Source organism: Arcicella sp. GW822-FHT02H01, assembly GCF_058802005.1.
Genome location: NZ_JBXANT010000001.1, coordinates 1024978 through 1044616, shown reverse-complemented (window position 1 = coordinate 1044616; position 19639 = coordinate 1024978). Strand labels below are relative to the sequence as shown.

Here is a 19639-nt window from a genome sequence, read left to right as displayed (position 1 = left end):
AAAAAGAGTGTTATTTCTGGCACAGGTAAATAATTTCATCTTTAGGCAAGGCAAAACGTTTGATTTGGTCTGGTGGCATATTAACGCCAAATTTATCTTCGGTTACCTTCCAACCACCTTGTTCCAAGCGTTTGTTATAATCTCTTCCATAAATTCTGAAATGGTCGTCTTGTTTAAACAAACGTTCACGTTCTTTAGGGTCGGTAATCGTTTTGTCTTCAAAGGTAGTTGCTAAACTCCAATCTTGGGGCGATTGCATGATTGCCCAACCCGTAGGCTTTAATACTCTTCTCATCTCGCGCATACATTGAATATCATCATTCACGTGTTCAAGTACGTGATTACAGAATACTACATCAAAAGTATTATCGGCAAAGGGAATATGGTGTAAATCCATTTTTACTTTTGCCAATGGCGATTCAATATCAGCAGTGATATAGTCCAAGTTTTTCATTTTTTCGAAACGATCAATGAAACAATACTCAGGAGCAACGTGTAATACCTTTAATTTCTCAGTAAAGAAATTAGTCTTTTGCTGTAAATACATGTACATCAAACGGTGGCGTTCTAAAGCCAGACAGTTCGGACATAAAGCATTATCTCTGGGTTCTAAACGCCCATAGGGTACAAATTTTGAAAACTTAGATTTACAAACTGGACATGTTACTCTAGTGCCTCTTAAAAAGATGGCGTAGATTTTCATCACTAAGTGAGAAACTAATTGCAGGTATTTACGTGGAATGTTTCTGAGTGTCCAGCTAATAATTGATTTCATAATTAATCTTAAAACGGTTTAACCTTCGTTTTGAATGAATATATGTGATAAAATAAAAAAAGGAATGATTGTTCACACAAAGGTAAAAAATCATTCCCAATTTCTGATTAACAAAAGCTAAGAAGCATTGAATACTATATTTCTCTAATCCAGATATTGCGGAAACTTACTAAATTACCGTGGTCTTGTAAAGAAATAGGGCCTTTTTCATGAACAGGATTAGTTGGCTGTCCGATATAATTTGTTGCACCTTGAATTTTAGTATGGTTTTGTACAATCACTCCGTTGTGAATCACTGTTACATAAGCAGGCGTTTCAATACCACCATTAGCTGTAAAGCGAGGAGCAGTATAGATAATGTCATAAACATTCCAATCACCCATTTTAGAGGTAGCATTTACTAACGGAGGTGTTTGTTTGTAAATTGAACCTGCTTGACCATTTCTATAAGTACGGTTTTGATACGAATTCAACACTTGAACTTCATAAATACCATTCAAAAAAACGCCACTGTTCCCTTTTTGTTGACTTTTCAAGGTTTCAGGCTCGATAGGTGAACGCCATTCGATGTGTAATTGGCAATCTCCAAAGTGTTTTTTTGTTGAAATACCACCCGTCCCTTTTGCTACTGTGAATATTCCATCTTTTACATCCCATTTGGCTGCAGAACCATCTTTCGCAGATTCCCAACTATCTAAATTTTTTCCATCAAATAAAACTATCGCATCAGATGGAACAGCTCCGGGCGTAACTACTCTTACTTCTGGATCCCAGAATTCTGTTGCTTCTGGTTTATCTGGATTTTTTTGAGTAAAACGGAAATCTTGTGCATTGGCAGAATTCATTGAATAAGCAGCCAAACTAAGGCTTAAACCCAAAATAAATTTCTTGTTGATCGTCATTGAATTATAGTTTATGTTTATTTTAATTTTAATTTGCGTAAAATACGATATTCTGCTTATGCTAGCATAAATTTTGATTGAGATTTACTCAATAATGCAATATTCAAGAATATCTTGCGAATTAATACTTTATTTATGAAAATTACTCAAAGAAATTGGATAAAATTAGCTTTTCTGTGTGGATTTGTGCTTATTATGGATGTAGCCAATGCAGAAAAAGCTAAACAAACAGGGCTAGACTTGAATGTAATCTTGAAAGATAAGAAAATTCAACTTGTTAAAAACCAATTGCTTAAAGGCTGGACAATGCGAGCTAACGGAAGTAATTTTTATATTGAAAGAAATAATGATATTTTTTTGCCACAAACTGCCCTGAAAAGTATTGATACCAGAGCTAGTGTTGTGACAAAAACTGTAGGCAAGAAGAAAGTCTTGATGATGAAAACAAAGGCTTATTTTATGATGACTGTTGAAAAGAAACTTCCTTCTGACAAAGTAGCCATTTTAAGAAATAGCACTAAGGGAGTATATCAGACAGATAATTATACAATAATTTTGTGGCAAGAGCACGGCTTTACTTACTCAAAACATACGATTCCTGATAACTTAAAAGATGAATTTCAAACGATTGAAACCTTGATAGGGAGCAGTTGGCAATGATTTTCTATTAAAAAAATACCCAACCCAATATGAAACCTGATATTCCTAAAAAAGCACCCGGTCAAAAATTAGTAAAAAGAATGCCCTTACGCACCAAATTTATTTTGTGTGCTATTATTGGCTTGCTTCTTTTTAGTTTTGGAATTTCTGTGGTAGGCACTGCTTCAACCATCAGAGCAGAACCTAATGTTGTTTTTTTTAGATGGTTTATTTGGAGTCTTTACGGCTTAATCATTACAAGCATAGGATTAGTCTTTCTAGGACAAGCTATCCGTTTCAGGGTATTAATGGATATGAACAAGCGTTTTAGTCGCCAAGAAAAAGAGATGACGAAACAAATTAAGAAGTTGAATCATCTAGGAGAAGTATTGCGTGGTAAAGAAGATAAAAAAGCTAAAGGTAACAAAGAAGATAAAAAGGAGTAAAAAAAGAAAACCCCGTCAGTATTGACGAGGTTTAGATCTCTTAGAAGAAATTGTACAAATTACTTCGCAGCCTTCGCAGCAAACTCAGCTTTGATTGCCTCAATATCTACCAATTTAATTTCTGGAGTTTGAGTCAAATGCTTAATCGCATTGATTTTGTTAGTGGCTATAGCCTTGTTTCTTCTGTCTTTTCTTTTTAGTCTTGTAACAGCCATTGCGAACAGAGTTTTAAATTGAGGTGCAAAATTAGGAAGAATATATTTTTTAAACAAACATATAGGCAATTAATATGCTGTAAGCGGTGAGCTTTAAGCTTTATGCCTAAAATCCAGAGTGCAAAATCTAGTGTCTTGAGTCCAAAATTGTAAAATCTAGAGTCTAAAATCTAGTGTCCTAAAGTCTTACAGTCATCCAGTCCTCCAATCCAAGAAGAAATAAAACCCACGAAGTTTCCAAATACTTCGTGGGTTTTGTAATTTTGCCGTTCAGGATAATCCTGTCAATTTTCACGTTCTTGGGTTTAATAACCCAATTTTTATGCTATGAAACCAAGTTTAGTAAAAGGTACGCGAGATTTTGGGCCAGAGAAAATGGTTCGACGTAATTATATTTTTGATACTATTAAAGCCGTTTTTCAACAATTTGGTTTTCAGCCTATCGAAACGCCCGCTATGGAAAATCTTTCTTCATTAATGGGAAAGTATGGTGAGGAAGGAGATCAATTATTATTTAAAATATTAAATTCAGGAAATTTTTCTGAAAAAATTACACAAAAAGAATTAGATGAAGGCGCTAAGAAATTAACGTTAAAGATTTCTGAAAAAGGCCTAAAGTATGATTTAACAGTTCCTTTTGCACGTTTTGTAGTAATGAATCGCAATGAATTGGCAATGCCATTCAAACGTTACCAGATTCAACCCGTTTGGCGAGGCGACCGCCCGCAAAGAGGACGCTATCGTGAATTTTATCAGTGTGATGCCGATGTTGTAGGAACAGATTCTTTGGTTTGTGAAGCTGAAATCGTTTTAATGATTCATCAGGTATTCAAAAGCCTCGGAATCAATTTTTCCTTAAAAATCAATAACCGTAAAGTACTTACTGGCCTTTCGGAAGCTATTGGTGCCGCAGGACAAGAAGGAGCGTTGGCTGTAGCCATTGATAAATTAGATAAAATAGGCAAAGAAAAAGTTTTAGAAGAATTAGCCGAAAAAGGCTTTAGTCAAGATGCTTTAGCCAAATTAGACCCAGTTTTTGAAATTTCAGGGACAAATCAAGAGAAATTTATTAAGCTTTTAGAATTACTCCAAGATTCTGAAACGGGTAAAAAAGGAATAGAAGAATTACGTGCAGTCTGGGATTTATTAAAATCTTTCGGACAATCGGAAGAAAACATTGAACTAGATATTACCCTTGCCCGTGGATTATCATATTATACAGGGGCAATTTTTGAAGTAAAAGCATTGGATGTACAAATGGGTTCTATATCAGGCGGAGGTCGCTATGATAACCTAACAGGTACTTTTGGGGTCGAAGGGCTATCAGGCGTTGGTATTTCTTTTGGCGTAGATAGAATTTACGATGTATTAGAAGAATTGAATTTATTCCCTGATAATAATTCAGTAACTACTAAATTATTATTGTGCCATTTTGGAGTAAATGAATTGAATTATGCTTTGCCATTATTACAAAAAGCTCGACTAGCAGGTATTAATGCAGAGGTTTATCCAGATGTTACTAAAATCAAAAAGCAACTAGATTACGCCGATAAAAAGCGAATCTCTTATGTCTGTATCATCGGTTCAGAAGAAATGGAAACAGGAAAATTGACACTGAAAAATATGATTACAGGCGAGCAAGAAAAACTCACTTTTGAAGAGATAATCACCAAATTACAGTAAGCTTTAGAACGGCATTGATGAATTTATTATTCATCAATGCCGTTTTTAATTGATTAGCTTATAATGTTCTAAGAATATTATTATTTTTGAGAAATTGTTCAGCCAAATCCATACAAACAACCTCAAAATGAAAAACACACTAATAATTTTTATTCTTAACTTCTTCTTTTTTAGCACACTTGCTCAAAGCCCATCTGGTGAAATAGACCCAATTCAAAAATTTATTGAAGTAAATGTTCAAATCCCTTTTAAAGCACGTGTAGATAATGTTACGGGTCACGTTGCCGTTCGTATTGTTTTAGGGAATAATAATTTACCCGAGAAGTACGAGATTGTACAGAACCTTTCAGAAGAGTGTGATGCTGAAGCCCTAAGAGTTGCAAAGTTAATTAATCCTAAAAATATTGTAGATAGGTTAAAAGGTAAGAAAGGTATAACAGTTCAAATACCTTTTTTTGATAGATCTAATCTTGTTTATAACGAAGGTTATTTAATAGGGTACTATGATCAGGATAAGAAACCCAATATTGGCGATAACAAGCCTGAGTATGTGATGAGATATCCAGTTGACTCTCTCACAGGAAAGATTCAAGGCAATGTGGAATATTACGTCTATGAAGGGAAAAAGCTTCAATTTTATGATATAGCCAAGCTTAAGATTGATAGTTCAGATAAGCATACTCCAGAAATATATGAGAAAGAGTCAGACAAGTTGAAAGTTTATAGGGTAACTGCAATGAATAATTCAAACTTCCCTAATGTAAGCCAGAGTTATTTTGAAAATGGGCAAATAGCTTACGCTAATTTTGAAGATGAAAGCTATTCATATTATCCTAATGGAAGAGTATCAATATTTACCAAAACGATTAATGACGGTAATGTAAAGGCTACACAAAAAATAAAATGGTTTGCAAATGGTCAGATAGCCTCAATTGTGAATAAAGTTGAAAAACAGGATAATGAAAGGTTTATAGCTGTTTGGGATACCTTGGGTAATCAACTCTTAAAAAATGGAGAAGGTATATGTCAATTATTTTCAAAAGAATATGATGGCTCTATTTTTCATACAGGTTTGATTAAAGACGGATTTAAAGAAGGAAAATGGGTTGGAAAAGATAAAAATAATGAAACCGTCTATGAAGAAAATTTTGAAAAAGGAAAATGTGTAAAAGGTGTTTTATTTGCAGGGGGACAAACTTTTGAATATACCAATCCTGAAGTAGTTGCAGAGTTTGAAGGTGGTTTTCCTAGTTTTGCAAAACATCTTCAGAAAAATTTAAGATACCCTGTTGATGCACAAAAAAGTAATACGCAGGGTAAAGTTTTTGTACAGTTTATCGTGTGTGAAGATGGTACTTTGTGTGACTTTAACGTTTTGAAAGGAATTGGCGCTAGTTGCGATGACGAAGCGGTAAGAGTCCTCCAACTTTCAAGTGGAAAATGGAAACCTGGAAAACAACGTGGAAAAGCTGTAAGAAGTAAGTTTACTTTGCCAGTTAGTTATGTGTTAGGGAGGTAAATTAGAATCCATAAAAAATCCCGTGTGATTTGTCTTAATATCATACGGGATTTTTTTATTCTTTCAAACTATCTCCAAGCCTTATAAGCATTAATCAATGCATTGGTTGAAGAATCGTGTGAAGTAATAGTTTCCTCGCTCGTAAGCTCAGGCAAAATTTTATTAGCCAATTGCTTGCCTAATTCTACACCCCATTGGTCAAAGCTGTAGATATTCCAGATGATACCTTGTACAAATATTTTATGCTCATACATCGCTACCAAACTACCTAATGTACGTGGCGTTAGTTGTTTGAACAAAATAGAGTTTGTCGGGCGATTTCCTTTGAATACTTTAAAGGGTGCTAATTCAGCAATTTCTTCATCAGATTTTCCTGCTTTCTTAAATTCAGTCACTACTTCGTCTAATGTTTTGCCATTCATCAAAGCTTCTGTTTGTGCAAAGAAGTTTGATAATAATAATGTATGATGGTTACCAATTTGGTTATGAGAAACGGCTGGTGCTAAAAAGTCGCAAGGGACTAATTTTGTGCCTTGGTGAATCAATTGATAAAAGGCATGTTGACCATTTGTGCCTGGTTCTCCCCAGATAATTGGACCTGTTTGATATGAAACCTCTTTGCCATCACGACCTACATATTTACCATTCGACTCCATATCTCCCTGTTGGAAATAAGCTGCAAAACGGTGCATGTATTGGTCATAAGGAAGGATTGCTTGGGTATCTGCTCCAAAGAAATTATTATACCAAATGCCTAATAAAGCTAAAAGCACTGGAATGTTTTCGCTGAAATCTGCTGTGCGGAAGTGCTTGTCCATGGCATGCGCACCCTCTAATAATTCAACAAAATTTTCAAATCCGATTGATAAAACGATTGATAAGCCAATAGCCGACCATAATGAGTAACGACCACCAACCCAATCCCAGAAACCAAACATATTATCAGCATCAATGCCAAATTCTACTACTGATTTTTCATTGGTAGAAATTGCCACAAAATGTTTGGCAACATCTTCAATCGAACCACCATTTGCCAAGAACCAGTTACGAGCCGAATGAGCATTCGCCATGGTTTCTTGCGTAGTAAATGTCTTAGAAGCAATCAAGAAAAGGGTAGTAGCTGGATTTACTTTTTTCAACACTTCGGCGATATGCGTACCGTCTACGTTAGAAACAAAATGTAAATTCAAATGATTTTTATAAGGCTTTAAAGCTTCTGTAACCATTACTGGGCCTAAATCTGAACCTCCGATGCCAATATTTACTATATCAGTGATGGCTTCGCCAGCATATCCTTTCCAAGCTCCAGAAATTACTTTCTCAGAAAACCCTTTCATTTTCTCTAAAACAGCATTTACATCAGGCATGATTTCCTTGCCATCTACACCAATAGGAGCATTAGAGCGGTTTCTTAGGGCAACGTGCAACACAGCACGCTTTTCAGTTTGGTTAATCGTATCGCCAGTAAACATTCTTTCGATAGCATCGTCCAATTCACATTCATTGGCCAAAGCCACTAAGATAGCTTTTGTTTTTTCGTTGAGTATGTTTTTAGAATAATCCACAAGAATGTCTTCAAAACGAATTGAGAATTTATCAAATCGTTCGGCATCATTTGCGAAGAGTTCTTTTATAGAAGTAGCATCAATTTCAGATTTGTGCTTTGTCAGTAAAGAAAAAGCATGGGTTTGGTCGAAAGGAACAGATTTTAACATAATTGCTTTTGTTATTTTTAAGTAATAATTTCTGGTTATACTCACAAAAGTACAAAAGACTGCTGAATTAGTAGAGATAAAGCCTTTAGGATTTTGTTAAGAAGATAATTAATGTTAGGATAAAAATCAAATGGCAGTGCTTTATTGATAATGGTCACCTCATCTGTGAATTACATTATCCAAATTGCCTTTTTGTTAAGCTTTAATTTTAATTCTTAAATATTTGTAAATGTAATTTGCTGTAAATCAATGTGTTGTTGTGGTGTTTAAGAAAAGAGTTAAGTCTTTATTCAAAAAAAGACGAAATACTTCGCTGAAAATTCTCTAACTTTGTATCCCGTAACTAAGGGTTGCGGAACTCCATTCTTCCTCTGTACAATTTTTGTACACATCCTCTTAGAAAAATTCAAACTTCAATTTTATTACAATGTCAGGTAAAGGGCAACCTAAAACCGCAAAATATATTTTCGTTACGGGCGGTGTAACTTCATCTTTAGGAAAAGGAATTATTGCTTCATCATTAGCTAAATTATTACAGGCTAGAGGGCTATCAGTAACTATCCAAAAATTGGATCCATATATCAATATTGATCCGGGAACGTTAAACCCTTATGAGCATGGTGAGTGTTATGTAACCAACGACGGAGCGGAAACGGATCTTGATTTGGGTCATTATGAGCGTTTTTTGGGCGTGCCTACTTCACAGGGAAATAACATTACCACTGGTAGAGTTTATTTTAATGTAATTACAAAAGAACGTCGTGGTGATTATTTAGGAAAAACTGTTCAAGTAGTTCCGCATATCACTGACGAAATCAAACAAAATATTCTTTTGTTGGGTGCTACTGGACAGTACGATATTGTCATTACTGAATTAGGAGGTTGTGTGGGTGATATCGAATCTCTACCTTTTATCGAGGCTGCTCGTCAGTTAAAATGGGATTTAGGAGAGAAAAATACGCTTTTCATTCACCTAACCTTAGTGCCTTATATCGCTGCTGCGGGTGAATTGAAAACTAAGCCAACGCAACACTCAGTGCGTGCTTTGTCTGAATATGGTATTCAGCCAGATATTATTGTTTGTCGTACAGAACACCCAATTCCACAGGAAATGCGTCGTAAAATCGCTCTTTTCTGTAACGTTTCGCCAAATGATGTAATCGAAGCGATGGATGCAGAAACGATTTATGATGTGCCTTTGTTGATGCGTAAAGAGAAACTAGATCAACGTGCTTTATATAAATTAGATATTTATAATGACAAAGACGCTGACTTAGAACAATGGAAGAATTTCTTAGGCAAACTTAAAAATCCAACAGAACAAGTTACAATCGGTTTGGTTGGTAAATATGTTGAACTGAAAGACTCTTATAAATCTATTTCAGAAGGATTGATTCATGCAGGTGCTGTCAATGAAACGAAGGTAAATGTAATTTGGATTTCTTCTGAAAACTTAGTGGAAGGTGATTATCGCAAAAAACTAGAAAGCCTTGATGGTATTTTAGTAGCCCCAGGCTTTGGCGAAAGAGGTATCGAAGGTAAAATCAACGCTGTAAAATATGCTCGTGAAAACAAAATCCCTTTCTTTGGTATTTGTTTGGGTATGCAATGTGCTGTAATTGAATATGCTAGAAACGTAGTTGGTTTAGAGGATGCTCACTCATCTGAAATGAACAAAGAAACACCATATCCAGTAATTGATTTGATGGAAGAACAAAAATCTATTACTAATAAAGGTGGAACGATGCGTTTGGGTGCATACTCTTGTAAATTAGAAAAAGGTTCTTTAGCACACCATGTATATGGTAAATTGAACATTCAGGAGCGTCACCGTCACCGTTATGAATTCAATAATGCCTATTTAGAACGCTTTAAAAATGCAGGAATGGTGCCAACAGGTATTAATCCAGATTCTGGTTTAGTAGAAATTGTTGAACTAAAAGACCACCCATTCTTTATCGGTGTACAGTTTCACCCAGAGTACAAATCGAATGTAGCAAACCCTGCTCCATTATTTGTTCACTTTGTAAAAGCTGCTTTGAAGAATGCTATTCCTTTGATGAAAGCAAGTTCTAAGTAACCTTTTATCATTTAAAATGATTTAATAAAAGATAAGTCGTAATTTTGCACCGCTAAAGTCAAAAGCTTTGGCGGTTTTATTTGATAGAAAGTTTTTACATTTCGTTCAGGTTTTTTAGGAAAATAGATACTTAGAGAATAAAACCGACAACAATTAAAGATAACCGATGAGTGTATAACCGCACAAAACTCGAAAAAAGACAAATTTACTAAAATAATGATGGACAAAAATCAAGTAACGGGGCTGTTGTTGATAATGGCGATGTTGCTGGGATACCAGTTTTTCCTAGCCCCTAAGGTTGAACCTGAAAAAGCACCTGAGAAAGCTAAAGTAGCCCAAACTGCCACTGTACATAAAGTTGCAACGGTGGATTCAGTTGCTTTAAAAGCTGCCGCTGGCGATTTCGCATCGGCTGCCATAGGTACTGCACAAGAACTTGTTTTAGAAAATAAAGACATTAAAGTAGTGTTCACTACTTTAGGTGGTAAGGTAAAACAAGTATTATTAAAGAATTACGAGACTTACAATTCATTTGCTAGCCAGAAAAAAGAACCTCTTGTGATTTTTGATGAGGCTTTTGATAAAGTAACTTTTGACCTTCCAACTACAAAAGGAAATGTTGATTTGAATAAATTGTACTTTACTACTGCTTCTAAAGGTGGAGTGGTTGCAGAAGGACAATCGCAAAAAGTTAGCTTTACTTTAAACTTAGCCAACGGACAAAGCATCGAACAGACTTATACATTAGCAGGAGAAGGCTTTTTGTTAGACCAAGATGTGAAGCTACAAGGTTTGGATGGTTTGTTGAAAAACGAATCGGCTAAATTAAACTGGATTGAAAATGTTCGTCCAACCGAAAAAGATTTAACAGAAAACCGTAAAGCTACTGTCAATTACTTATTGAACGAAGATGAAGATTTTGATCAACTAGCAGAAACACCAACGGGTTCAAAAGAAGAATCGCTAGATAAGCCTTTGAAATGGGTTTCATTCAAGAAAAAATACTTCTTGTCGGGCTTTATTACAAAAAATGCACCTATCCAAAAAGCACAGATTGTTGCTACTGCTAACGAAACTGATTCTGTTAATATCAAGACATTGAGAGCTAACATGGATTTGGATTTGGCCGACTTAAAATCAGGCAAAGGAAATTATCAATGGTATTTTGGTCCTAACGATTATAATATCATCAAAAACGTAGCACCAGGCTTTGGGAAAAACGTAAAATTGAGTTATGATATTTTCTTGCCAATTACACGTTATGTATTCGTTCCGCTTTTTAATGTGTTAGAAACAGTATTCAGTAATTACGGTTTATTAATTATTGCGTTAGTATTAATCATCAAATTTGCATTATTACCACTTACTTATAAGTCGTATGTAAGCATGGCTAAAATGAGAATTTTACAGCCAGAATTGAATGCTATCAAAGAGAAAGTAGGGGATGATGCAGCGGCACAACAGCAAGCACAAATGAAATTGTATGGCGAAGTAGGCGTAAGCCCACTGAGTGGTTGTGTTCCCGTTTTAGCCACTATGCCAGTATTGATGGCGGTATTTATGTTGTTCCCGAACTTGATTAACTTGCGTCAGCAATCGTTCTTATGGGCAAATGACCTTTCTACTTTCGACTCTATCGCTACTTTACCGTTCAGTATTCCATTGTATGGTAACCACATCAGTTTGTTTACCTTATTGATGACACTCTCAAGTATTGCTTATGGTTATTATAACAACCAAAATACGCCAGACCAAACAGGACAACCGATTGACATGAAGAAAATGGCTTATGTTACGCCAGTGATATTCATGTTCGTAATGAACTCTTTACCAGCTGGTATGAGCTTCTATTATTTTGTTTCCAACTTAGTAACTATCGGACAACAAATTGGTATTCGTAAGTTTGTAGATGAAGATAAAATCAAAGCAGTTTTAGAAGAAAATCGTAAGAAAATTGCTGCAGGCGGTGTGAAGAAATCTCGTTTCTCAGAATACATTTCTAAGCAAATGAAGGCTGTTGAGGAAACACAAAAAACTCAACAAACTGACCCTAAGAAAAAGAAGAAATAGTAATATTTTAGTATAGTAAAAAGGCTTATAAAATTGTTTAACGACAATTTTATAAGCCTTTTTTTATAATGCTTTCGTGGAGGTAATAAAGGAAGTATGAAATAAACATAAGTCATCCTTGTTTTTCTTAAAGTAAGAATTTTATAGGATTAAAATCAAAATAGCCTCATAGAGGCGAAATATCAGTAGTTACTAAATAACATTTCCCTCCAAGCCCCATCGGGGAGAAATATCTCGCCCGATGGGGCTTGGGAGGTTAATAGGCTATTTCTACCGATATTCCGTTCCTAACGGAACTATAAATGAATAAAAAAGTGGTCGAAAAATTAATTTCGACCACTTTCTATTTTAAAATTCAGAATGACTTATGTTTGAAATTCTTAGCTTTTTGGGTTTGGGTAATTTTATCAAAATAGCATTGATAATATATCGGTCTATTAATAAATTAATTCATCAGCTAATTCCTTTGGATTAGCGCCATATTGATTATCGTAAGGTTCTCCTTCTGTTACTAACAGTACGATTAACCATACTATGCCTACGAGCGGGATAAGAGAAATAAAAAAGTACCATCCACTTTTACCCACATCGTGTAATCGTCTAACTATAACAGCCAAGCTTGGAATAAGTATCGCTATCTGATAAATTAAATAAATCAGATAAATAGCAACAAATCCAGCTGCTCCAATTGATGCCCCAACAGCAATACCTATCATAACAGCTAAAACAGAAAAAATAAAGTTAAATAAGACAAAATACCAGTATTCACTTCTTCTGGCTCTGCCGCTAAATGTAGCATAGTTTTGTAAAACTTGTAAATAATAATTCATTTGAATAGTATAGATTTTGTGTTTTTTCTACTCGTTTGGCTTTTCGATTCCGCCCCGTTTTATGATGGTCTCTGGGCTCCATGGGTTATAGTAAAATTTTGTAATGCATTATAAATCTTTATACTGTTCTACTTCTTCTTTAGGGTTTGTACCATATTCATTTTCGCCAGCGTTGCCTTCTGATACTAACAGTACAAACAACCACACTAACCCTACCAATGGTATAAATATGATTAAGCCAAACCATCCACTTTTTCCGACATCGTGAAGTCTTCTAACCAATACTCCTAAAGCGGGACAAAATACAGCTAATGAATACAAAAAAGTAATAGGACCATAACCAATTAAGGGCATCGCAATCCGAAAAATATGGTCTGCTATGATAGCTATAAATGAAAAAATTAAGTTGACAAATATAAAATTCCAATATTCGCTTCTCCTAGCTCTACCGTTGAAAGTAGCATAGCTTTGTAAAGCTTTTAAGTAGTAGTGCATATCGTTTTTTGTATTTGATTTATTACTCGTTAAGTTTTCTATTACACCCTGTTTTTATATCGGGCGCTTGCATTCAAAGTCTGTAAAATAAAAAAGTTAATGATGCGTATATAAAATAAGCGCTAAAATTTTACCTACGAAAGGAGGTATCAATTGAGGGAAACAGGCAAGTGAAATAGGAGTTTACTTGCGATAGATTTAGACTATTCCTGTCTGTTTAATGAGTAAATACATTGCTTTGTAATTTATAAGTGTTAGAAAATAAATAACATATAGCTGCTATGTTATTTTGTATTATAAACATAACGAAAAGATTATTGAATAACAAAATTATTTTTACGCTTATTATAGGCTAATAATAAGCGTAAATGCTATCGCGTTTTAATCACGCTACTCAGGATACAAATTATTAGCTTATTAGCTCATTTTCTTTATCTTTGTTAGGTATCAATATTCATCAATAATCCTTACAATACTCTATGAAGCTATTTTTGTTAAGTATTTTGCATATCCTGACTTTATCAAATAAACCTGATTCGCTTGAAAATACTCCTTCTCAAGAACGATTTCAACAATATATTAATGGGTTAGCCACTACGCCGTTTATGGCTAATGGGATGGTAGGAGTATGCATCAAATCAGTAACAAATAATAAAGTTTTAGTAGAATATAATTCCCAGAAAAGTCTTGCTCCAGCCTCCACATTAAAACTAATTACGTCTGCTACCGCATTATCAACCTTAGGGGAAGATTATACCTATACTACTAAGCTAGATTATAGCGGACAAATTACAGATTCTATATTAGTTGGTAACATTATCATCAAAGGTGCTGGTGACCCTTCTTTCGGAAGTGGACGAATAGACAAACAAATGGACTATAAGGTTTTGTTTGTGACATGGGCACAAAAAATCAAGGCTTTAGGAATTAAGGAAATTAGAGGAAGGGTATTTGCTGATGGTGGTTTGTTTGAAGAAAATGTATTACCCGATACGTGGATTTGGGGAGATATAGGTAATTATTATGGTGCTGGGGCTTATGGATTAAATATCAATGAAAACTTATTTTATGCTACTTTCAAACCAAGTACTTATCTAGCAGAGGCTTCTTTGGTTAAAACCAATCCAGACCTACCATATTATCAGAAAATCAATAGGGTACAAACAGATAAGCCTCATACGGGAGATCAAGTAAATATATACAGTACGCCTTATCAAGATATTTTAGTGATGCAAGGCTATGTACCAGCAGGAGATACCTTTTCAGTAAAAGGCTCTATTCCTGACCCGCCCTTGTTTGCAGCATATTTCTTACAGAAAAAATTGGAGGAATTAGGCATCAAGGTGTATGAAAGTCCGCTGTCATCCTTGGAAGTAAGTAAAAAGAGAATTACTTTTCAGAAGTCATTTCAAACGATGAATATTGCCAGTTACTCGTCACCAGCACTTAAAGAGCTAGCGAAAGCGTGTAATTACCAAAGTATTAATTTATATGCGGAGGCTTTTTTGAAAACCTTCTCGGTATCTTATTCATTTGGTAACACTACGAAAGATGCTGTAAAAGGGTTGAAACAAATTTGGCAAAACAGAGGGCTAAATTTAGCGGGGTTTAATGTAAAAGATGGGAGCGGCCTATCGCCTACAAACAGTCTTACTCCTGCCAACATGACAGATATTTTGAAAGCAATGTACACTGAAAAATCATTTAAATCATTTTATGAATCTATTCCTGTGGTCGGCGAATCAGGAACGGTAGCTCATTTAGGAAAAAAATCAAAAGCTATTGGCAATGTTAGGGCAAAGAGTGGTTCAATTGAAGGCGTAAGAGCTTATGCTGGATATTTTACAGCGAAGAATGGTGAATTAATGTGCTTCTCACTGATACTGAATAAATATAATTCAGATTATGGGTCAGCGACAAAAGAGTTAGAAAAGTTAATGATGATGATGGTTGAGTTGTGAAAATTAGTTGTGATTTAGTGAATTGTGATTTAGTGAGTTAGGAATGGTGTAGGACAGTAAAGTTACTAATTAGGAATTATATTAAGTGGGACTAAAATAAAGAATCCGTTATCCATTAATTGTCAGCTTATTACTGATAACAATTAACAGATAACGGATAATAGTTAATCAATAAGATTAATCTAATTTCAAAACAGCCATAAATGCTTCTTGTGGAATTTCTACGTTTCCTACTTGACGCATACGTTTTTTACCTTTTTTCTGTTTCTCTAATAATTTTCTTTTACGAGAAATATCACCACCATAACATTTGGCAGTTACGTCTTTTCTCAATGCCTTCACCGTTTCACGAGCAATGATTTTTTGCCCGATAGCCGCTTGAATAGCAATGTCAAATTGTTGTCTTGGTAACAATTCACGCAATTTTTCACATAGACGTTTTCCCCATTCATAAGCTTTGTCGCGGTGTACGATGGCAGAAAGTGCATCCACTTTTTCACCATTTAACATCACGTCTAACTTCACCATTTCGCCTTCTTGATAGCCTTTGTATTCATAATCCAAAGAAGCATAGCCACGCGAAATAGTCTTTAATTTATCAAAGAAATCGAATACAACTTCTGAAAGTGGTAAGTCGAATTGCAATTCTACACGGTCGGAAGTAAGGTAAATTTGATTTGAAAGAACTCCTCGTTTATCCAAACACAATTTCATGATGCCACCTACATAATCAGATTTAGTAATGATTTGTGCTTTAATGATTGGCTCTTCAACGTGGTCAATCAAATTTGGCTCAGGTAGTTCAGATGGCGCTGATACCCATAGTTCTTCTCCATTTGTTAATTTAACATTGAATTTCACCGAAGGAACAGTGGTAATTACAGTCATGTTAAATTCACGCTCTAAACGTTCTTGGACAATCTCCATGTGTAGCATTCCTAAGAAACCACAACGGAAACCAAAACCTAAGGCCATTGATGTTTCTGGTTCCCATACTAAGGAAGCATCGTTCAATTGAAGTTTGCCCATTGCATCACGCAAATCTTCAAATTCAGTAGTCTCAACAGGATAAATACCTGCAAAAACCATTGGTTTTACTTCTTCAAAACCATGAATAGATTCTTTACAAGGACGGTCACGGTGCGTAATCGTATCACCTACTTTTACTTCTTTAGCTTCTTTGATACCAGAAATCAAATATCCTACGTCTCCAGCCTTGATAGATAGTCTTGGCTCTTTTTCTAAACGCAAAGTACCAATTTCATCTGCAAAATATTCTTTGCCTGTAGCAATGAATTTTACCTTATCACCTTTTTTGATTTCACCATTGAATACTCTAAACATTACTTCAATACCACGGTATGAATTAAATTCAGAGTCGAAGATTAACGCTTGGAGTTCAGCGGCAGGGTCACCTTTTGGAGCAGGGATTCTTTCGACTACAGCAACCAAAATATCTTCGATACCAATACCTTCTTTACCAGAAGCATGGATGATTGAATCTCGGTCACAGCCTAATAAATCTACAATTTGGTCTTTTACTTCCTCAGGCATTGCTCCTGGCAAGTCAATTTTATTTAATACAGGAATAATCTCTAAGTCATGCCCTAGTGCTAAGAAAAGATTCGAGATAGTCTGAGCTTCAATTCCTTGGGCAGCATCCACAATAAGCAAAGCACCCTCACAAGCGGCAATTGATCGTGAAACTTCATAAGAAAAATCCACATGACCAGGTGTATCAATCAAATTAAATACATATTCCTCTCCTTTATAAGGGAAATTCATTTGTATTGCATGCGATTTGATCGTGATACCACGCTCACGCTCCAAGTCCATATCATCCAGTAATTGAGCTTGCATATCCCGTTTTTGTACAGTATTTGTAAATTCAATTAATCTATCAGCGAGTGTACTCTTTCCGTGATCTATATGGGCAATAATACAAAAGTTACGAATGTTTTTCACGTTATTTATTTTACGGTATTGATTTATTTCATGATGCTGTATAACTTACTCGCCGTAATACAGGTTTTGCTTATACATTTTACAAAATTACGTCCTTAACTTTGAAAAAGATAATAACTAATTAGAAAAGAGATAAGAATAAAACTTGTTTAAGTATTTTTTATCTAAATAAATCAAAAAAGTCATTAAAACTTAAACCGCCATGAAAATTACTCCTGAAATTTTCCCTCTCGTGGAATACCTCAATAAGTTTGTGGTACTCTCTGAAAGGGAAGTAAAATCATTTTTGAGTAAAGTACAATACAAAACTTGCAAGAAAGGAGACATCCTGCTTAAAGAAGGAGATGTTTGTAATGAAATATATTTCATTTTACAGGGAACGCTCAGGGCTTATACTAAAGTTGCTGGTGAACACAATAGAACCTTCAATTTCGCCTTTGATGGAACTATCTTTACAGAGCAAGTGAGTTTTGCATTACAACAACCTTCGACAGACTATCTAGACGCCCTAGAAGATTGTAAGTTATTATACATTACTTATGAACGGCTAACATGGCTTTTTGAAAAATTCCATGGTTGGGAGCGTGCAGGTAGAATTATCAACCAAATATATTTTTGTGATGAAAGAAATAGAGTACGTTCTTTTATGCTCGATGACGCCACATTGCGCTATAAAAAACTACTTATTGAATTCCCAGCCGTTGAAAAGAAGATTCCTCAACATATTATTGCCTCTTATCTCAACATTACCCCACAGTCGTTGAGTAGGCTAAAAAAAGTGCTGTAGCGTTTTGAGTTGAGAATGGTGAGTTATGAGTCTTGAGTTGAGTGTTGACTATAGTATTTTAGGGGAAAGATTGCTCATTACTCAATATTTAAAAACTCCTCACTCAAAACTCACAACTCACAACTAAGAAACCACCCACTGCATCATTAATCCCGTTAAATAACCACAATAAGTACCTAGCGCATAACCTAGAATAGCGAGTAAGACACCTACTGATGCCAAAGAAGGGTGAAAAGCTGCTGCCACTACCGAAGCAGAAGCTGCCCCACCAACATTAGCTTGTGAGCCAACAGCTGTAAAAAAGTAAGGTGCTTTGGTAATGTAAGCAGCAATCAACGTGAAGCTAGCATGAAACAACATCCAGATAATGCCTACTAGAAAAAGCTGTGGTTTTTCTAAGGCTGCAAAGATGTTCATTTTCATGCCAATAGTAGCTATTAAAATAAATAAGAATATCGACCCAAATTTAGAGGCTCCTACATCCTCAATTTGCCTTGCTTTAGTTTGCGAGAGTATTAAACCAAAGATTGTCACTAAAGAAATAACCCAAAATGAAGACGAAGTAAGGCTGAATTTTTTAAGATTAGGATAATTGTTTTCTATAAAAGGGACTATTATATCCGCACAAGCATGAGCCATCGCGGTAGCTCCAAAGCCGATAAATAGTATTAACAGTATATCTTGTACCGTCGGATTTTTGGCGTTTTCTTTGGCTCTCTTTTCAATTTTTATTCTTACATCATCTACAGCACGTGTATCTGCACGAAACCATTTGTCTATTTTAGTGGCGTGTCCCACACCATATAGCAATAACGCTAACCAAAGCTCGGCTGTAAGTACATCAATGGCAATAGCCTGAGAGAATATTTCGGCAGGTGGGTTAAATACTTCTCTCAATGCCGTTTGGTTAGCACTTCCACCAATCCAACTTCCTGCTATCGTGGCTAAGCCTCTCCACGTTTCACCTGCTACTGTTTCGGGACTAATCATTTTTACTATCCAAAGCGAGGCTGGACCGCCAATCATTACACCTAAAGCTCCTGCTAAAAAAACAATAATAGCTTTTCCACCCAATTGTTTCAAGGCATCAAAATCAATACTAATAGTGAAATACAACAAACAGGCTGGGAGTAAATATTTTGAGGCTACATCGTATAACTTAGAGTGTTCACCATCAACAATATTAAAGGCATTTAGTAAGCCTGGGACAAAATAACAAACCAAAATACTGGGAAAGAATGTATAGAAACGTTTCCAAAAACGATTTTCGAGGGATGAGGTATAAAAGGTAAAATAAATGATACCCAATAATAATCCGAAGATTATGGCATCGTTTGTAATAAATGTTTGTTGCATGATGAGGGGAGATAATATTCAACAAATTTAAGTTCTTTTCGTAATTTGCAAGATAGTGATTAGAAAATAGACATAAGACACTAGAAACAAGATTTTTGAAATAGAAATAAGTTAAGAAGTTTTGAGTTCAAAATTGACAAATACTTTTACTCTTATTGTTAACATCTTGTGTCTAAAATCTAGCTTCTTGTGTCTCGACGA

The 19639-nt window shown here is 35.2% G+C and carries 16 protein-coding genes; 8 read left to right on the top strand and 8 right to left on the bottom strand.

The features are described 5' to 3' along the window. Positions 1-10 precede the first annotated feature (10 nt). Positions 11-775, bottom strand: coding sequence for a class I SAM-dependent methyltransferase (locus tag AC1RNE_RS04530; RefSeq protein WP_492799843.1), 765 nt, complete (start codon positions 773-775; stop codon positions 11-13). 134 nt (positions 776-909) lie between these two features. Beyond that, on the bottom strand, positions 910-1677 hold the full coding sequence (locus AC1RNE_RS04525; protein WP_492799842.1) for a 3-keto-disaccharide hydrolase: 768 nt from the start codon (positions 1675-1677) through the stop codon (positions 910-912). Between the two features lie 135 nt (positions 1678-1812). Between AC1RNE_RS04525 and AC1RNE_RS04520 the strand changes: the two genes are divergently transcribed. Continuing rightward, positions 1813-2337 carry a hypothetical protein gene (locus AC1RNE_RS04520; RefSeq protein ID WP_492799841.1) on the top strand — a complete coding sequence of 175 codons (525 nt, stop codon included), beginning with the start codon at positions 1813-1815 and terminating at the stop codon, positions 2335-2337. 29 nt (positions 2338-2366) lie between these two features. Continuing rightward, positions 2367-2762: a hypothetical protein gene (locus AC1RNE_RS04515; RefSeq protein WP_492799840.1), complete on the top strand. Its 396-nt coding sequence runs from the start codon at positions 2367-2369 to the stop codon at positions 2760-2762. A 59-nt stretch (positions 2763-2821) separates the two neighbouring features. On the opposite strand, the gene AC1RNE_RS04510 is transcribed toward AC1RNE_RS04515, so the two are convergent. Next, the gene (locus tag AC1RNE_RS04510; RefSeq protein ID WP_309918619.1) at positions 2822-2977 is read right to left on the bottom strand and encodes a hypothetical protein; all 156 of its coding nucleotides are present in this window, start codon (positions 2975-2977) and stop codon (positions 2822-2824) included. A gap of 327 nt (positions 2978-3304) precedes the next feature. On the opposite strand from AC1RNE_RS04510, the gene hisS reads away from it, so the two are divergent. Continuing rightward, positions 3305-4660 carry a histidine--tRNA ligase gene (hisS, locus tag AC1RNE_RS04505; protein WP_492799839.1) on the top strand — a complete coding sequence of 452 codons (1356 nt, stop codon included), beginning with the start codon at positions 3305-3307 and terminating at the stop codon, positions 4658-4660. Between the two features lie 127 nt (positions 4661-4787). Further along, entirely contained in the window at positions 4788-6179 is a 1392-nt protein-coding gene (locus AC1RNE_RS04500; protein WP_492799838.1) for an energy transducer TonB, read from the top strand. 68 nt (positions 6180-6247) lie between these two features. On the opposite strand, the gene pgi is transcribed toward AC1RNE_RS04500, so the two are convergent. Further along, the gene (gene pgi, locus AC1RNE_RS04495) at positions 6248-7894 is read right to left on the bottom strand and encodes a glucose-6-phosphate isomerase (RefSeq protein WP_492799837.1); all 1647 of its coding nucleotides are present in this window, start codon (positions 7892-7894) and stop codon (positions 6248-6250) included. 427 nt (positions 7895-8321) lie between these two features. On the opposite strand from pgi, the gene pyrG reads away from it, so the two are divergent. Further along, a complete protein-coding gene (gene pyrG, locus AC1RNE_RS04490; RefSeq protein WP_492799836.1) occupies positions 8322-9974 on the top strand; it encodes a CTP synthase in 1653 nt (550 codons plus the stop codon). A 216-nt stretch (positions 9975-10190) separates the two neighbouring features. Next, positions 10191-12044 (top strand): membrane protein insertase YidC, encoded by a 1854-nt coding sequence (gene yidC, locus AC1RNE_RS04485; protein ID WP_492799835.1) that lies wholly within the window; start codon positions 10191-10193, stop codon positions 12042-12044. A gap of 437 nt (positions 12045-12481) precedes the next feature. Here the strand turns inward: yidC and AC1RNE_RS04480 are convergent, their stop codons facing one another. Next, a complete protein-coding gene (locus AC1RNE_RS04480; RefSeq protein WP_492799834.1) occupies positions 12482-12874 on the bottom strand; it encodes a DUF805 domain-containing protein in 393 nt (130 codons plus the stop codon). Between the two features lie 108 nt (positions 12875-12982). Continuing rightward, positions 12983-13369, bottom strand: coding sequence for a DUF805 domain-containing protein (locus AC1RNE_RS04475; protein WP_492799833.1), 387 nt, complete (start codon positions 13367-13369; stop codon positions 12983-12985). Positions 13370-13848: 479 nt separating this feature from the next. Here AC1RNE_RS04475 and dacB point away from each other — a divergent pair, with 479 nt between their 5' ends. After that, positions 13849-15330: a D-alanyl-D-alanine carboxypeptidase/D-alanyl-D-alanine endopeptidase gene (gene dacB / locus AC1RNE_RS04470; RefSeq protein WP_492799832.1), complete on the top strand. Its 1482-nt coding sequence runs from the start codon at positions 13849-13851 to the stop codon at positions 15328-15330. A 177-nt stretch (positions 15331-15507) separates the two neighbouring features. On the opposite strand, the gene lepA is transcribed toward dacB, so the two are convergent. After that, entirely contained in the window at positions 15508-17295 is a 1788-nt protein-coding gene (gene lepA, locus AC1RNE_RS04465; protein ID WP_323253194.1) for a translation elongation factor 4, read from the bottom strand. 202 nt (positions 17296-17497) lie between these two features. Here lepA and AC1RNE_RS04460 point away from each other — a divergent pair, with 202 nt between their 5' ends. Then, positions 17498-18082 (top strand): Crp/Fnr family transcriptional regulator, encoded by a 585-nt coding sequence (locus AC1RNE_RS04460; RefSeq protein ID WP_492799831.1) that lies wholly within the window; start codon positions 17498-17500, stop codon positions 18080-18082. Positions 18083-18205: 123 nt separating this feature from the next. Here AC1RNE_RS04460 and AC1RNE_RS04455 read toward each other — a convergent pair whose 3' ends face one another. Then, positions 18206-19438 (bottom strand): DUF819 family protein, encoded by a 1233-nt coding sequence (locus tag AC1RNE_RS04455; protein WP_492799830.1) that lies wholly within the window; start codon positions 19436-19438, stop codon positions 18206-18208. Between the last annotated feature and the right edge of the window lie 201 nt (positions 19439-19639).

Coding starts and splice junctions, on each gene's coding strand:
- AC1RNE_RS04530 (WP_492799843.1), bottom strand. CDS start 775: ATGAAATCAATTATTAGCTGGACACTCAGAAACATTCCACGTAAATAC.
- AC1RNE_RS04525 (WP_492799842.1), bottom strand. CDS start 1,677: ATGACGATCAACAAGAAATTTATTTTGGGTTTAAGCCTTAGTTTGGCT.
- AC1RNE_RS04520 (WP_492799841.1), top strand. CDS start 1,813: ATGAAAATTACTCAAAGAAATTGGATAAAATTAGCTTTTCTGTGTGGA.
- AC1RNE_RS04515 (WP_492799840.1), top strand. CDS start 2,367: ATGAAACCTGATATTCCTAAAAAAGCACCCGGTCAAAAATTAGTAAAA.
- AC1RNE_RS04510 (WP_309918619.1), bottom strand. CDS start 2,977: ATGGCTGTTACAAGACTAAAAAGAAAAGACAGAAGAAACAAGGCTATA.
- hisS (WP_492799839.1), top strand. CDS start 3,305: ATGAAACCAAGTTTAGTAAAAGGTACGCGAGATTTTGGGCCAGAGAAA.
- AC1RNE_RS04500 (WP_492799838.1), top strand. CDS start 4,788: ATGAAAAACACACTAATAATTTTTATTCTTAACTTCTTCTTTTTTAGC.
- pgi (WP_492799837.1), bottom strand. CDS start 7,894: ATGTTAAAATCTGTTCCTTTCGACCAAACCCATGCTTTTTCTTTACTG.
- pyrG (WP_492799836.1), top strand. CDS start 8,322: ATGTCAGGTAAAGGGCAACCTAAAACCGCAAAATATATTTTCGTTACG.
- yidC (WP_492799835.1), top strand. CDS start 10,191: ATGATGGACAAAAATCAAGTAACGGGGCTGTTGTTGATAATGGCGATG.
- AC1RNE_RS04480 (WP_492799834.1), bottom strand. CDS start 12,874: ATGAATTATTATTTACAAGTTTTACAAAACTATGCTACATTTAGCGGC.
- AC1RNE_RS04475 (WP_492799833.1), bottom strand. CDS start 13,369: ATGCACTACTACTTAAAAGCTTTACAAAGCTATGCTACTTTCAACGGT.
- dacB (WP_492799832.1), top strand. CDS start 13,849: ATGAAGCTATTTTTGTTAAGTATTTTGCATATCCTGACTTTATCAAAT.
- AC1RNE_RS04460 (WP_492799831.1), top strand. CDS start 17,498: ATGAAAATTACTCCTGAAATTTTCCCTCTCGTGGAATACCTCAATAAG.
- AC1RNE_RS04455 (WP_492799830.1), bottom strand. CDS start 19,438: ATGCAACAAACATTTATTACAAACGATGCCATAATCTTCGGATTATTA.